Source organism: Azospirillum oryzae (assembly GCF_900177515.1).
GTDB lineage: Bacteria > Pseudomonadota > Alphaproteobacteria > Azospirillales > Azospirillaceae > Azospirillum > Azospirillum oryzae_A.
Map to the genome: position 1 here is coordinate 1,173,158 of NZ_FXAK01000007.1, position 14,809 is coordinate 1,187,966.

Sequence of the window (14,809 nt, forward strand, 5' to 3'; positions counted from 1 at the left end):
ACCCTTCCCATGGCGATGCCATGGGCCCCTTCCCTCTCCCGGGGCGGGAGAGGGAGTGATTGAGCGATCAGCGAAGCATCCCCCTTAGCCGATACAGCTCCTCCAACGCCTGCCGGGGCGTCAAACTGTCAGGATCGATCCCCGCCAGCGCCTCTTCCACCGCCGACGGCCCCGCAGGCAGCACCTCCGCCGCCTCCACCTTCGGCGCCGGCCGCTTCAGCGCCGCGCTGAACAGCGGCAGATCCTCCGCCAGCCGGTGGATCGTCGCGTTCTGGTCGCCCGATTCCAGCAGCTTCAGCACCTCGTCCGCCCGCCCGACCACCGCCGGCGGCAGCCCGGCCAGCTTGGCGACGTGGATGCCGTAACTGCGATCCGCCGCCCCCGCCGTCACCTCGTGCAGGAACACCACGTCGCCCTGCCATTCCTTGATGCGCATGGTGTGGCAGGACAGCGCCGGCAGCTTCGACGCCAGCATCGTCAACTCGTGGTAATGCGTGGCGAACAGCGCCCGGCAGCGGTTCACGTCGTGCAGATGCTCGACGCAGGCCCAGGCGATCGACAGCCCGTCGAAGGTCGCCGTGCCGCGCCCGATCTCGTCCAAGATCACCAGCGCCCGCGCACCGGACTGGTTCAGGATCGCCGCGGTCTCCACCATTTCCACCATGAAGGTGGAGCGCCCGCGCGCCAGATCGTCGGCGGCGCCGACACGGCTGTAAAGCCGGTCCACCACCCCGATATGCGCGTGCTCCGCCGGCACGAAGCCGCCCATCTGCGCCAGCACCGCGATCAGCGCGTTCTGCCGCAGGAAGGTCGATTTACCGGCCATGTTCGGACCGGTCAGCAGCCACAGCCGGTTGTCCGGCGCAAGGTCGCAGTCGTTGGCCACGAACGGCCCGCCATGGGCGGCGTCCAGCACCGCCTCCACCACCGGATGCCGCCCGCCCCTGATCGAGAAGGCGAGGCTGTCGTCCACCAGCGGCCGGCTGTAGCGCCGTTCCTCCGCCAGTTCGGCCAGCGAGGTGGCGACGTCCAGCGCCGCCAGCGCATGCGCCGCCTGGGCGATGGCGTCGGCCTTGGCCGCCACCACCTCCACCAGCCCGCCGAACAGTTCCAGCTCCACCGCCAGCGCCCGGTCGGCGGCTTCCGAGATCCGCCGCTCCAGGTCCGACAGCTCCACCGTGCCGAAGCGCACGGCGTTCGCCATCGTCTGCCGGTGCATGAAGACCTCGCGGCCCCGATCCGACATCAGCTTGTCGGCATGGGCGGCGGTGACCTCGATGTGATAGCCCAGCACGTTGTTGTGCTTGACCTTCAGCGACGGTACCCCGGCGATCTCGGCGTATTTCGTCTGCAGACCCGCGATCAGCCGCCGGCTCTCGTCGCGCAGCGTCACCAGCTCGTCCAGCGCATAGCTGTAGTCGCGGGCGATAAAGCCGCCGTCGCGCGCCAGCAGCGGCAGCTCCGGCGCCAGCGCCTGGGTCAGCTGGTCGACCAGTTCCGAATGCGCGCCCAGCCGCTTGTCGAGCGCCGCCAGCCCGTCCGGCAGCGGCATGGATCCTGCCAGCAGCTCGCGGATCAGTCCGGCCTGCCGCAGCCCGTCGCGGACCGCCGCCAGATCGCGCGGCCCCCCGCGCCCCAGCGTCAGACGCGACAGCGCGCGCTCCAGGTCCGGGCAGCTCCGCAAGGCGCCGCGCAGCTCACCGCGCAGCCGCTCTTCGGCCAGCGCGAACTCCACCATGTCCAGCCGGCGGCCGATGGCGGCCGGGTCGGTCAGCGGCGCCGCCAGATGGGCGCAGAGCAGCCGGGCACCGGCCCCCGTCACCGTGCGGTCGATGGTGGCGAGCAGGCTGCCGCGCCGTTCCCCGCTCAGCGTCCGTGTCAGTTCCAGATTGCGCGCGGTGGAGGCGTCGATCTCCATCACCGCCCCCGGCCCCAGCCGGCGCGGCGGCGACAGCCGGGGCACGCGCCCCTTCTGCGTCAGCTCGACATAGCCGACCAGGGCACCCGCCGCCGCGACCTCCGCCCGGCTGAAATTGCCGAAGGCGTCCAGCGTGCCGACTCCATACTGGGTCAGCAGGCGCTGCTTGCCGTTCTCGCTGTCGAATCGCGGGTTGGGCTGCACGGTCAGCCGCGACTTCCATTCGCCCCACAGCTCGAACAGCTCCGGCGTCTGGCTCAGCTTTTCGGAGATCAGCACCTCCTGCGGGTCGAGCCGTCCGAGCGCGGCACCGAGACCCAATCGCTCCACCGGCTGCACCACCAGCTCGCCGGTCGACATCTCCAACCAGGCCAGCCCCAGCCCGCCCGCCGTCTCCGCCACCGCCGCCAGCCAGTTGGAGGAGCGGGCGTCGAGCAGGCTGTCCTCGGTCAGGGTGCCGGGGGTGACGATGCGGATGACGCCGCGCTTCACCACCGATTTCGCCCCGCGCTTCTTCGCCTCCGCCGGGTCTTCCATCTGTTCGCAGATGGCGACGCGGAAGCCCTGTCGGATCAGGCGCTGCAGGTAATTCTCGTGGCTGTGCACCGGCACGCCGCACATCGGGATGTCTTCGCCCAGATGCTGGCCGCGCTTGGTCAATGCGATGTCCAGCGCCGCCGCGGCATTCACCGCATCCTGAAAGAACATCTCGTAGAAGTCGCCCATCCGGTAGAACAGCAGGCAATCGGGATGCGCCTGCTTGATCTCAAGATACTGCGCCATCATCGGCGTGGCGTCGGGCGGAATGACGATTTCTGCGATGTCGGACACGGGAACCACGGGGCCTTGGGTGGGTGTTGTCTCAGGAGCGCACCGTAGCACGGGATATGCAGCCGCGGGATAGGCCGCTTGGCCGAACATCGGACAAGGGCGCATGGGACAACAAGACGCGCACGAACGACTCGAGCCTGCGTCCCCGTTGCGGTTGACGGGCGCGCGCCGCCGGTCGCTACAATAGGGCAGGCTGAAACATAGGGAGACGGCCATCATGACGCAAATGACCGAGGAAACCGTACCAGCCGAGGTGCGGGAGGTCGTTGCCCTCTTCTCCACCCGCGCCGGTTTCGACCGTGCGGTGGAGGCGCTGCTGGCGGCCGGCTTCGACCGCGCCGACCTGTCGGTCCTCGCCAGCCACGCCTCGCTGGATGTCGCGGATCCGAAGGGCAAGCCGCGGGACGAGGCGCTGACCGGTCTGGTGGGCGAACTGAAATACGCCTTCCCCCTGACCACCGCCGGCCTGATCGCCATCGTCGGCGGTCCCATCGAGGCCGCGCTGGCGGCGTTGGTCGCGGCCGGCGTCGGCGGCGCCGCCATCAAGGACTATCTGGACGAATTGACCAGCCATCCCAAGCCCGACGAGTTCACCCGCGCGCTGGAGGCCGGCGGCGTCATCCTGTGGGTGCGCGTCAAATCGCCGGATCAGGAGGCCCAGGCCGCCGCGCTGTTGGAGCGCGAGGGCGGGGTGAATGTGCATGTGAGCGTGCGCGACGCGTGACGGAACCGGACGGGACGGGAAGGGCGTAGGTCCGGGAAGGCGTCAGGCGGTCAAATTCATCACTGCGCCGCGCTTGGCGTCCTGCCCCGTCAGCTTCCGCTTCAATTCCTCCGCGATCTCCTTTTCGATGGCTTCCCGCTGTTCCGGCGGCAACGCGTTCAGGTCGTCCTTCGTCATCTTGTGACGGGCGAGCCACTCGTCGCGAATCCGCTCGGCCGGCGACTTCTTCGCCTCCGCCAGGAAGTCGGCGACGGCGGTGGTGTCGGTGGTCGGCCCTGCGCTGCTGCCCCAGCCCTTGCGGGCGGTCGCCGTCTGCGACTGGGTGTAGAGCGAGTTCGAATAGCCGCTGTAGCCGTTGATCTGCATCGCGGTGCTCCCGCTGTTGGTTGCGCCTTTGCCCGACAGCAACTGCCGGCAGCGCTGACCGCGATGCAATTTCAACGCCGAACGGGAAGTCTTTCCGTTTCCGTAACTTGATGCGTCCGCCGGGGCGGTGGAGTCTGCCGCCGGGCAAGTTCTGCCGGCCCAATCCCTGCCGGTTCCGCCCTGTCAGTCAGGCCGCGGCGGCCTGCCGGCATTTCGGGGCGGCGGCCATCCGCAGCCCATGCGCCCGGTACTGCGCCTGGACGATGGACGCCCATCCCATGCGGATCAGCGTAAGCTTCACCGTGTCCGACACGTCGTCGCCGGTGACGAGGTCGGTCACCTGCCACATCAGCGTGTCGTCCACCGACCGTGGGAACATCGCCGCGACCCGCAGCAGCCGCGCCATCAGCGCCGCCGTGGTCTGCCGGCCCAGCCCGCGTTCGGCCAGCGTCAGCGCGTCGTTCAGCGCCGCCAGCTCCCGCCGCCCCTTCACCGAAGCTTCTCCCGCCGCGCGTCCCGTGATCGTCCGGCCGGTCATGGCCCATCTCCCGCAATACGCTCCGTATGGGATCACTCTGGCCCCGCAACGTCGCAACCGCTGTGACGGCCGTCACAACCAGAGGCACAAGCGGGCGGGGCGCACTGGTTTTCCAGTGCGGGCGTGCTACCTGAAGGCTTTACCGCTATAGTGCGGCCGTGCGGCCATTCCGGATCGCCTGCACGCCGCTTTAGAAGCCGCCCCGAAAGCCGAGGTTTTCCCCAACCGATGCTGTCCCGCTCCAAGGCGCCGCCCCCGCCCGAGTCGCCCGCGCCCGCCATCCCGAACAAGCGCGCCATCATCTCCCGCCGCAAGCTGGCGGGGGAGCTTGAGGATCTGGTCGCCGAACACGGCACCGGCGACAAGCTGCGCCCGGCGCTGATCGCCTGCCTGCGCAAGGCGCTGGCCGAGGGCCGGGCCGAAGTGCGGCAACGCTTCGACGCCGGCGGCTCCGGCGAGCAGTGCGTGCGGGAGAACTGCTATCTCGCCGACCGCGTGGTGGGCACGCTGGCCGACTTCACCGTCCGCTTCATCTTCCCCACCGCCAACCCGACCTCCGGCGAGGTGTTCGACGTGGCGGCCACCGGCGGCTACGGCCGTGGCGAGCTGGCGCCCTTCTCCGACATCGACCTCCTGTTCCTGCTGCCCTACAAGCGCACGCCGCGGGTGGAGCAGGTGGTGGAATACATGCTCTACATCCTGTGGGATCTGGGGCTGAAGGTCGGCCATGCCGTGCGCAGCGTGGACGAGTGCATCCGCCAGTCCAAGGCCGACGTCACCATCCGCACCGCCATCCTCGAATCCCGCTATCTCTGGGGTCCGGGCAAGCTGTTCGCCGAGCTGCGCAAGCGCTACGACAAGGAAGTGGTCGCCGGCACCGGCCCCGAATTCGTCGAGGCCAAGCTGGCGGAACGCGACGCCCGCCACCAGAAGATGGGCGACAGCCGCTATGTGCTGGAACCCAACCTGAAGGACGGCAAGGGCGGCCTGCGCGACCTGCAGACCCTGTTCTGGATCGCCAAGTATCTCTACCGCGTCGAGGGCGTGGACGAGCTGGTCGGCAAGAAGGTGCTGACGCCGGAGGAGGCGCAGCGCTTCGCCAAGGCGCAGAACTTCCTGTGGACCGCGCGCTGCCACCTGCATTACCTGACCGGCCGGCTGGAAGACCGCCTGACCTTCGACGTCCAGACCAGCATCGGCGCCGCCATGGGCTACACCGATCATGCCGGCACCAAGGGCGTCGAGCGCTTCATGAAGCATTACTTCCTGGTCGCCAAGGATGTCGGCGACCTGACGCGCATCTTCTGCGCGGCGCTGGAAGCCGAGTCGAAGCGTCCGCCCAAGTTCAACCTGCTTCGTCTGGCGTCGGTCGCCCGGCGCAAGGACGTGGACGGCTTCATCGTCGACGGCGAGCGGCTGAACGCCCGCAGCGACAAGCAGTTCAAGGAACAGCCGATCGACATGATCCGCCTGTTCCACACCGCGCAGATGAACGACATCGACATCCACCCGGCGGCGCTGCGCTCCATCACCCGCTCGCTGAGCGCCATCGGCCCGAAGCTGCGCAACGATCCGGAGGCCAACCGCCTTTTCCTCGATATCCTGACCGGGCCGAAGGATCCGGAGATCACGCTGCGCCGCATGAACGAGGCCGGCGTCATGGCCCGCTTCATCCCCGACTTCGGCCGGGTCGTCGCGCAGATGCAGTATGACATGTACCATGTCTACACGGTGGACGAGCACACGCTGTTCGCTCTCGGCATCCTGCACAAGATCGCGTCGCGCGAGCATGCCGACGAGCTGCCGCTGTCCACCGAGGTGATCCACAAGGTCGTCTCCAAGCGTGCGCTCTACGTCGCCGTCCTGCTGCACGACATCGCCAAGGGCCGCGGCGGCGACCATTCGGTGCTGGGCGCCCGCGTCGCCGAAAAGCTCTGCCCCCGCCTCGGCCTGAGTGCCGAAGAGACGGAAACCGTGGCTTGGCTGGTGCGCTGGCACCTCGCCATGTCGCACACCGCCTTCAAGCGCGACCTGGAGGACGACAAGACCGTCCGCGACTTCGTGGCATTGGTCCAGTCGCCGGAACGTCTGCGCCTGCTGCTGGTGCTGACGGTGGCCGACATCCGCGCGGTGGGTCCTCAGCGCTGGAACAACTGGAAGGCCACGCTGCTCCGCGAACTCTACAACCGCTCCGAAGAGCTGATGTCCGGCGGCATGACCGTCGAGGGCCGCGGCCGGCGCATCCAGTCGGCCCAGGCCGCGCTCCGCGCCGAGCTGACCGACTTCGACGAGGAGGCCTTCGAGCGTCACAAGAGCCTCGGCTATCCCGGCTATTGGCTGGCCTTCGACACCGATACGCTGGCCCATCAGGCCCGTCTCGTCCGCGAGGCGGAGCGCGCCCAGCGCCCGCTGACGGTGGAGACCCGCGTCGACCGCGGCCGCGCGGTGACGGAGGTGACGATCTACGCCACCGACCACAGCGGCCTGTTCTCCCGCCTCGCCGGGGCGCTGGCCGCCTGCGGCGCCGACATCGTCGACGCCCGCATCTTCACCATGACCAACGGCATGGCGCTCGACGTCTTCTCGGTGCAGGACGCCGCTGCCGGCGGTGCGTTCGAGAGCGGCGACAAGCTCGCCAAGCTGTCGGTGATGATCGAGAAGGTGCTGTCGGGCCAGTTGAAGCCGCTGAACGACCTGTCGACCCGCCGCACCACCCAGGCCAGCCGCACCCGCGTCTTCCATGTGCCGCCGCGCGTGCTGATCGACAACAACGCCTCCACCACCCACACGGTGATCGAGGTGAACGGCCGCGACCGTCCCGGCCTGCTCTACGACCTGACCCGCGCGCTGTCGAACCTGACCCTGCAGATCAGCTCGGCCAAGGTCTCCACCTTCGGCGAGAAGGCCATCGACGTCTTCTATGTGAAGGACGTCTTCGGCCTGAAGGTGACGCACGAGGGCAAGCTGGCGAAGATCAAGGAACGCCTGCTGAGCGCCCTGGACGACCCCACCGGCGACGCCCCCCCGCCCACGACGGTGAAGCGGACCAGGGCGAAGGTGACGTAAAAAGCCCTCTCCCGCCCCGGGAGAGGGAGGGGACCCGCCGCAGGCGGGGAGGGTGAGGGGCAATGTGGACATGGATTCTTGATCCTTGTCACACCCCTCACCCTCCCAAGCTTCGCTAGGGTCCCTCCCTCTCCCGGGGCGGGAGAGGGAACAAATTCCTTACAACCCCTCAAGGCGCCATGAACACGCTGGCGTGCTTGCCGACCTCGCCGCTCGCCTGCTCCTTGGCGACCACCGACACGTCGGTCGACCCGGACTTCACCGCCGACGCCGGCACCTTCACGAACACCCGATAGGTCGCCACCGTGTCGGCATCGGCCTTCAGCGTCAGGCTGCCGCCGCTGCCGGCTTCCTCGTCGCCGGCCACCGACAACTGCGCATCGCGCAACCCGTCGAAGGTCACCACATAGCTGCGGGCGATGTGAGTCTTGTTCAGCACCTTGATGGTGTAGGCGTTCTGCACCGACCCGTCGGACAGCGTCACGAACAGCGGCGCCCGGTCGCGCAGCACGCTGACGTCCAGCGTCGGCCGCAGCATCAGCGCGATGCCCATGGCGCAGGCCACCACCAGCATGATCAGCGAATAAATCACCGTGCGCGGCCGGACCAGCTTCACCCGCTCCGGCTTGCCGTCGATCTTGGCGATCTGGTTCGACTGGGTGTCGAAGCGCACGAGGTCGATCGGCCGGCCGATCTGGCGCATCACGTCGTTGCAGGCATCGACGCACAGGCCGCAGCCGATGCAGGAGATCTGCTGCCCTTCGCGGATGTCGGTGCCGGTCGGGCAGACATGGACGCACTGCTTGCAGTCGATGCAGTCGCCGAGGCCGGCCGCCTGCCGCTCCTCCCAGCTCTGCGACTTGCGCATCGGCCCGCGGCCCTCGCCGCGCCAGTCCTCATAGGTGACCAGGAAGGTGTCCTCGTCCACCATCGCCGACTGGAAGCTGCGCCACGGGCAGACATAGATGCAGATCTGCTCGCGCGCCCAGCCGGCGAAGAAATAGGTGGTGAAGGTGAACAGCGCGATGAAGGTGGCGACGCCGCTGGTGATGTTGCCATGCAGCAGGTCGCTCATCAGCGTCGGCGCGTCGTTGAAATAGAACACCCACGCCCCGCCGGTCAGCAGCGAGATGCCGATCCACGCCGCGTGCTTGGCGGTCTTGCGCGCGAACTTCGCACCGGTCATCGGCGCCTTGTCCAGGCGGATGCGGGCGGTGCGCGGCCCTTCGATCTTGCGCTCCACCCACATGAACAGGTCGGTCCACACCGTCTGCGGGCAGGCATAGCCGCACCAGATGCGCCCGGCCAGCGTGGTGGCGAAGAAGATGCCGAAGGCGCCCAGGATCAGCAGGCCGGTCAGGTAATAGACCTCCTGCGGCCAGATCTCGATCCACAGGAAATAGGCGCGGCGCCCGACCATGTCGATCAGCACCGCCTGATCCGGAATGCCCGGCCCGCGTTCCCAGCGGATCCACGGCGTGATGTAGTAGATCGCCAACAGGACGATCAACGCCGCCCATTTGATCTGCCGAAACCGCCCCTTCACGTCGGCGGCATAGACCTTGGGCCGGTTGACGAACCAGTGGCGTCCCGGTTCCTCATGCGGCTCGGCAGGGGACGGAGCGGCGGGCTTGGCCGCTTGGGCGGGGCGGCGGGTGAGGGTGGTGTCTTCTTGCGGAAGGGACATGGCATCTTTCCTCGGCCGTCAGCGGCACGGGTGGCGTCTGCATCGTCCCTTCTCCATAAGACTTCCGTGATGAAGCCGCATTGCGCGAAATCAATCCGCGACGGATTACGCCGTCTGCCCGCGCAGTTCCGCCAGCCCATCGTGATAGGCGCGGTCGAACAGAGCCTCCAGCCGGGCATCGACGCCGCGCAGGCCCGCGACCACCGCATGGGCCCATTCGAAATACTCGACCTTGCGCGACAGCGGCCAGTCGGCGGGCGGGCTGTGTGCCATGGAACGCAGGTTCGACACCTTGTCGGCCAGCTTCACCAGCTTCGCCCGCGTCGAGGCATGGGGCGCGGCGTCGATCTGGTGCTGCTTGCGCTCGGCCTTCGACATGCGCTTGTCGTCGGTGGTCTCGGCGACGACCTGCACCACCTCGGCGCCGAACAGCTGTTCGATCTCCTCATAGCTGGCGTCGGTGTCCTCCAGCGTGTCGTGCAGCAGCGCCGCGATCACCACCACCGGGTCCTTGCCCTCCGTCGCCTGGGCCACCAGCAGGGCCACCTCCGACAGGTGGTTGACATAGGGTTCGGCCCGCACGCCCTTGCGGCGCTGGTCGATGTGCTTGTGCGCGGCGAAATCCAGCGCCCGCGCGAAATCGAGGAGGGGCGCGCTGGACGGGGAAGCGTTAGGCAGGCTCATGCTGTTCTCTCGGCTGGGGCATTGCATTATCCTGCGCCCCCAGGGACCACATCTTGGGAACCCAGAAGCGAAGGTCCGCGCCCATGTTCACGTCTTTCTTCTTCGATCTGCGCAAGGCCGGCGTCCCCGTCTCGCTGACGGAGTACCTGACGCTCATGGAGGCCATGAAGCAGGGCACCGCGTCCTTCCGCGTCGAGGATTTCTATTATCTCAGTCGTGCATGCTTGGTTAAGGACGAACGCAACCTCGACCGCTTCGACCGCGTCTTCGGCGCCACCTTCAAGGGCCTGACCGACGACACCCCGGCCGCCGACGAGGTCCCCGTCGCCGACCTGCCGGAGGAATGGCTGCGCAAGCTGGCCGAACGCTTCCTGACCGACGAGGAGAAGGCGCAGGTCCAGGCGCTCGGCGGCTGGGACAAGCTGATGGAGACGCTGGCCCAGCGTCTGGCGGAGCAGAAGGGCCGGCACCAGGGCGGATCGAAATGGATCGGCACCGCCGGCACCTCGCCGTTCGGCGCCTACGGCTACAACCCGGAGGGCGTGCGCATCGGCCAGCACGAGAGCCGCCACCGCCGCGCCGTCAAGGTGTGGGACCGCCGCGAGTTCCGCAATCTCGACGACCGGGTGGAGATCGGCACCCGCAACATCAAGGTGGCTCTGCGCCGCCTGCGCAAATTCGCGCGCAGCGGCGCGGCCAGCGAACTGGACCTTCCCGGCACCATCCGCGCCACCGCCAACAACGCCGGCTGGCTCGACCTGAAGATGGTTCCGGAGCGTCACAACACGATCAAGGTGCTGCTGTTCCTCGACATCGGCGGTTCGATGGACGACCACATCCGTCTGGTGGAGGAACTGTTCTCCGCCGCGCGCAGCGAATTCAAGCACCTTGAGCACTTCTATTTCCACAACTGCGTCTACGAGGGCGTCTGGCGCGACAACGCCCGCCGCCATACGGAGCGCCTGTCCACCTGGGACGTCCTGCACACCTATCCCGCCGACTACAAGCTGGTCTTCGTCGGCGACGCCGCCATGAGCCCCTACGAGATCGTCTATCCCGGCGGCAGCGTCGAGCATTGGAACGAGGAAGCCGGTCAGGTCTGGATGCAGCGCCTGCTGTCGGTCTACGGCAAGGCGGTGTGGCTGAACCCGACCCCGCCGCAATACTGGGACTACACGGAAAGCACCCGCCTGCTCCAGCGCCTGATGGGGGGACGCATGTTCCCACTGACGTTGGAGGGGCTGGACGGAGCTATGCGGGAGTTGGGGAGGTGAGAGATCTATCTTCGCTTTACTAGCCTTTTTCTGATCTGATATGATGCCTATAAATCTCTTTAGGGAAAGAAAGATGGTTTCTCTCGAAAAAAGCGTAGCTTACCATTCGACCTCCTGTCTCGTTACAAAATTCGGAGAAATACCCGCTTACACTTTTGCGATTAAAGCAAAAGATCTTTTGCTTCTTCATTATGTTGCAGTTCGTGGGCGAGATGATGAGGAGGGTGCTGTTCAGAGGCCATTAAACAGTAGGAGAATTCTCAATATTAGAAATTACGTATTGGATGGAAATACGTTCTTTAATTCTTTTATTCTTAATTGGACGGATAAAAATTATAACCCGAAAATTTCTAAGGGAAATATTTCTATTCCAATCAAGAGAGCTGTTGCACAGGTAATTGATGGACAGCATAGGCTTACTGGTCTTGCTCAAGCTATCTCTGTGAGAGAGGAGATCGGTGAGCAAGACTTGTTGGTAACACTGTGCATCGGTCTGTCTACTCCTGAGGCGGCAAGGATTTTTTTGAACATAAACACCGAGCAAAAGCCTGTTCCTAAAAGTCTCATTTTCGACCTGTTTGGGGAGGTCGTGGATGATGAAACTCACGTGGTAAACAGAGCTACTGATCTTGCTAGAGATCTTAACGGAGATCCTGAATCTGCTTTGTATAAATTAATCAAGTTTCCTGGATCTCCAAGAGGGCAAGGCAATATTGAGCTTTCGACCTTTGTTGCTGCGTTCAAAGAACATCTTAAACATCCGCAGGGAACATTCTATAACTACAAAATCAGGGATTACGAGAGGCAAAAACTTGCAATTGGAAATTATTTCCAGGCTATTAGGGATTATTATTCCGATCAGAAGCTGTGGGACTCTGCGAAAAACCCGTTCTTAAAAGCGGCGGGATTCAATGGAGCAGTTGACTTTTTTATAGAGTCCTTGATGAAGCGCTGTGCTGAAAAAGGATCATTCTCGGTTCCAACTATGAAAAACCTAATTAGACTCGACAGAGAAGGGTTAATTACTTGGGACGATCTAAGAGGTAAGGATGGAAAAACTGCAAGAAAACTTATCCGCGATCTTCTTGAAAGCCACATATTGAGCTCGCTGCCGAATCATGATGAATACGAATTCTAACAGATACAAAGTCCAAGAATTTATTGAGCAAGTTTCAGGTTGTAATGACTTATCTAAATGGAAGGAGTTTAAGCGCGAAGTGGAGAGGATTGTTGTCGATTCTCAGATGGAGGCCGAGATCAATCCTTTACTGTTTCAGGATGCTTGCGGTATATATTTCAAAGCTCTAGTCAGCATAATAGAGTCGGTTGAGGCGTTGTCCCGCGGACGATGCTCTTGGGCTGTTGTAAAATTATACTATTCAGTTTTCTATCTCGTGCGATGCCTGATATCGATTAGAGGGATTGCTGTATTTAAATGCCATGGAATATATACCTTGAGAATTGCAGAGGGGGAGTTGCCGGTTAAAAGAGATGGAGTTAAGGAGAACGGGATAAAAATTTCAGGAGACCATAAGACTATCTTGCATTTTTACAAAAAGAATTTTTCCGGTGATCGGGTTATCTCGCTAAACGTAGATGGAATGAATGTTATTGATTGGATGATGTCTAGAAGAGACTATGTAAATTACAGGGATGCTACTTTCTTCGAGCCAGAAATTGTTGGATTTTCCGAAAGTATTTTTTCGTGCGGAATTGAGGAGAGGATTCACAATTATATTGATGATAGCGACTATATTTACTGCTTTGATAGGGATCATTGCTGCTTGTCTGTGCCGATAAAAATGGCGATGCAGTTCTGTAAGGAGGCTGCACAAGCATCTTGTGGAAACTCGCTGCTAAGCGAAGATCAAAAAAATTATATCAAGAGAGCTTTAGAGGAAGTCAACATAAAGACTGAAGGAAAGTTGGGAAGATTGATGCTTGGATATTATCGAAATGGAGATTATTGAATTGCAACCAAATAATTTGTCGGCAGTTCATAATGGTGGGGTGAGGGAAAAAAAGCAGTATTTTCCCATAAAATAAAAACTTACTAAGAAGGCATCTAACCTTATATTTATTTATCTGTTAGAATTACTGTATTGATATACATCATGCCGCCCGTGACTTCTCCAGCGCCCGCATCACCGCTTCCGGTTCATGCTCGATCACGGCCAGATAGGCCGTGGTCGCGGCGTCCGGCTTGCGGCGGCCTTGTTCCCAGTCGCGCAGGCTGGCGGTGGGGAAGCCGAAGCGTTCGGCGAAGGCCGGTTGGGTCAGTCGCAGCCGCTCCCTAATCGCCTTCACGCGCTCGCCGAACCTCGCCCGGTCCAGTTCGGCGTCGGACAGGATCGGCGCAGCGTCAGGATTATCGGCCACCTGCCGCGCGATCTCTTCGTCGGTCGTCGCGTCCACGGCGGCCCAGTCGATCCCCCGGAGCGCGTCTGCCGCCATTTCCTTGGTGACCTTCACCGTAGCCATGTCCGTTGCTCCCTCTTGTTCGCCTTCCGCACCGAAATCAGGCGGTAGGTCTCGCCGCGCATCGTGTAAACGCAGACGAACAGCCGTCCGCCTATCATTCCGAAGGCAAGGCGGCGGTACTCGGTCCCGAACTCGCTCACATACTCCCGTGGGTCCGCGACATCACCGACGCGGTTCTCCAGGACGATCAAACCGAGAGCCAGTGGAAAGCCGTGCTTGGCCCGGTTGATGGCGTCCTTCTCGGTGTCGAGTTCAATGTCCATCAGTCCCAATATGCGGCAATGCCGTACTTTTGACAACGGCCTTTGAGCGGACCCACCGCAGTCCGAAGACTACGCGCCTTGACCGCCGGCAGGCTGCGCCGGTGCAAAATATGAAAATTATCCTATCATCCTGCCGCATTCCCCGCTGAAATAGGAGCGTCCACCCACCCACTCCCGGAGATGCCCCATGCCCGACTGCCTGCCCCCCGCCAGCCACCCCGCCGACCGCTTCCCGCTCTGGGCCGAGGAGCCGCCGGTTCCGCCCGAGGGTTCGCTCGTCCCCGGTTCGCGCTTCCACGAGGAACAGTGGATCATGGCCGCCGGGATGCTGGCGCGCGGGGCCTCCTTCATGCAGGTCGCCCGGGCCATGGGCTGCAGCCGCACCACGCTGTGGCGGGCCTATTACGGGTCGCAGGCGTTCCGCCATCGCGTCTGGTGGGAGAGGCAGGCGCTGAACCGCGAATCGGACCTGCGGCTCGCATCGCTGCGCGCCCAGGTGACGGAGCAGATCGAGCGGCTGGTCTCCGCCGGCGATCCCTCCACCGTGCGCTGGCTGGCCGAGCGGCTCGGCCTGTTCAAGGAGTTCGACACCCAGCCGGGCAAGCAGGCCGGAGGGATCGATGCCGGGGAGAGCACCCCTGCCGCCGCTGCAGCCGCCAACCCTCCGGACAGTCCGCCCGCCGACCCGCAGCCGGCTCCTTCGACCGACCTCGCCGACACGGCCGAGCCGTTCGACGACGACTCTGTCCCCGGCGCCATCCGCGAGCGCACGCCGCCCAACCCGGCGGAGATCGCCGCGATCCTCGCCCGCCCGGAATCGGAGGGGCCGAAGGGAGTCTATCCCTGGACCTACAACCCCGACGATGCCTTCCCCAATCTCGGCTCGGCGCTGGAGCGGCGGGGCGGGCAGGGCGCCTTCACTCGACGCCGGTGACCGATGTGAACAGTGGAACGCCGCCGGAAAAACGGTTCATGGC

The 14,809-nt window shown here is 63.8% G+C and carries 13 protein-coding genes; 6 read left to right on the forward strand and 7 right to left on the reverse strand.

Features of this window, described 5'->3' with window-relative positions; all coding sequences use genetic code 11:
• Nucleotides 1-67 precede the first annotated feature (67 nt).
• A complete protein-coding gene (mutS, locus tag B9N97_RS18040) occupies nt 68-2,704 on the reverse strand; it encodes a DNA mismatch repair protein MutS (protein ID WP_143266867.1) in 2,637 nt (878 codons plus the stop codon).
• Between the two features lie 262 nt (nt 2,705-2,966).
• On the opposite strand from mutS, the gene B9N97_RS18045 reads away from it, so the two are divergent.
• Nucleotides 2,967-3,473: a hypothetical protein gene (locus B9N97_RS18045; protein WP_085089138.1), complete on the forward strand. Its 507-nt coding sequence runs from the start codon at nt 2,967-2,969 to the stop codon at nt 3,471-3,473.
• Nucleotides 3,474-3,515: 42 nt separating this feature from the next.
• Here the strand turns inward: B9N97_RS18045 and B9N97_RS18050 are convergent, their stop codons facing one another.
• The gene (locus B9N97_RS18050) at nt 3,516-3,839 is read right to left on the reverse strand and encodes a hypothetical protein (protein ID WP_085089140.1); all 324 of its coding nucleotides are present in this window, start codon (nt 3,837-3,839) and stop codon (nt 3,516-3,518) included.
• Between the two features lie 187 nt (nt 3,840-4,026).
• Nucleotides 4,027-4,377 (reverse strand): hypothetical protein, encoded by a 351-nt coding sequence (locus B9N97_RS18055; RefSeq protein WP_085089142.1) that lies wholly within the window; start codon nt 4,375-4,377, stop codon nt 4,027-4,029.
• A gap of 228 nt (nt 4,378-4,605) precedes the next feature.
• On the opposite strand from B9N97_RS18055, the gene B9N97_RS18060 reads away from it, so the two are divergent.
• The gene (locus B9N97_RS18060) at nt 4,606-7,443 is read left to right on the forward strand and encodes a [protein-PII] uridylyltransferase (protein WP_085089144.1); all 2,838 of its coding nucleotides are present in this window, start codon (nt 4,606-4,608) and stop codon (nt 7,441-7,443) included.
• 169 nt (nt 7,444-7,612) lie between these two features.
• Here B9N97_RS18060 and ccoG read toward each other — a convergent pair whose 3' ends face one another.
• Together ccoG and B9N97_RS18070 are read right to left on the reverse strand one after the other, a co-directional pair.
• The gene (gene ccoG / locus B9N97_RS18065; RefSeq protein ID WP_085089146.1) at nt 7,613-9,130 is read right to left on the reverse strand and encodes a cytochrome c oxidase accessory protein CcoG; all 1,518 of its coding nucleotides are present in this window, start codon (nt 9,128-9,130) and stop codon (nt 7,613-7,615) included.
• Between the two features lie 105 nt (nt 9,131-9,235).
• Nucleotides 9,236-9,814, reverse strand: coding sequence for an HD domain-containing protein (locus B9N97_RS18070; RefSeq protein WP_085089148.1), 579 nt, complete (start codon nt 9,812-9,814; stop codon nt 9,236-9,238).
• 83 nt (nt 9,815-9,897) lie between these two features.
• Between B9N97_RS18070 and B9N97_RS18075 the strand changes: the two genes are divergently transcribed.
• From B9N97_RS18075 to B9N97_RS35085, 3 genes are all read left to right on the forward strand, one after another.
• Complete coding sequence (locus B9N97_RS18075; RefSeq protein WP_085089150.1) at nt 9,898-11,088, forward strand: vWA domain-containing protein; 1,191 nt, start codon at nt 9,898-9,900, stop codon at nt 11,086-11,088.
• A 73-nt stretch (nt 11,089-11,161) separates the two neighbouring features.
• Nucleotides 11,162-12,226 carry a DGQHR domain-containing protein gene (locus B9N97_RS18080; RefSeq protein ID WP_085089151.1) on the forward strand — a complete coding sequence of 355 codons (1,065 nt, stop codon included), beginning with the start codon at nt 11,162-11,164 and terminating at the stop codon, nt 12,224-12,226.
• Nucleotides 12,207-13,058 carry a hypothetical protein gene (locus B9N97_RS35085; protein WP_143266763.1) on the forward strand — a complete coding sequence of 284 codons (852 nt, stop codon included), beginning with the start codon at nt 12,207-12,209 and terminating at the stop codon, nt 13,056-13,058. The genes B9N97_RS18080 and B9N97_RS35085 overlap by 20 nt, the downstream gene beginning before the upstream one ends.
• 142 nt (nt 13,059-13,200) lie before the next feature.
• Here the strand turns inward: B9N97_RS35085 and B9N97_RS18085 are convergent, their stop codons facing one another.
• Together B9N97_RS18085 and B9N97_RS18090 are read right to left on the reverse strand one after the other, a co-directional pair.
• Nucleotides 13,201-13,569: a helix-turn-helix domain-containing protein gene (locus tag B9N97_RS18085; RefSeq protein ID WP_085089153.1), complete on the reverse strand. Its 369-nt coding sequence runs from the start codon at nt 13,567-13,569 to the stop codon at nt 13,201-13,203.
• Nucleotides 13,557-13,832: a BrnT family toxin gene (locus B9N97_RS18090; RefSeq protein WP_085089155.1), complete on the reverse strand. Its 276-nt coding sequence runs from the start codon at nt 13,830-13,832 to the stop codon at nt 13,557-13,559. Before B9N97_RS18090 ends, B9N97_RS18085 begins: the two co-directional genes overlap by 13 nt.
• A gap of 187 nt (nt 13,833-14,019) precedes the next feature.
• Between B9N97_RS18090 and B9N97_RS18095 the strand changes: the two genes are divergently transcribed.
• A complete protein-coding gene (locus tag B9N97_RS18095) occupies nt 14,020-14,766 on the forward strand; it encodes a hypothetical protein (RefSeq protein ID WP_085089157.1) in 747 nt (248 codons plus the stop codon).
• Nucleotides 14,767-14,809: the final 43 nt, after the last annotated feature.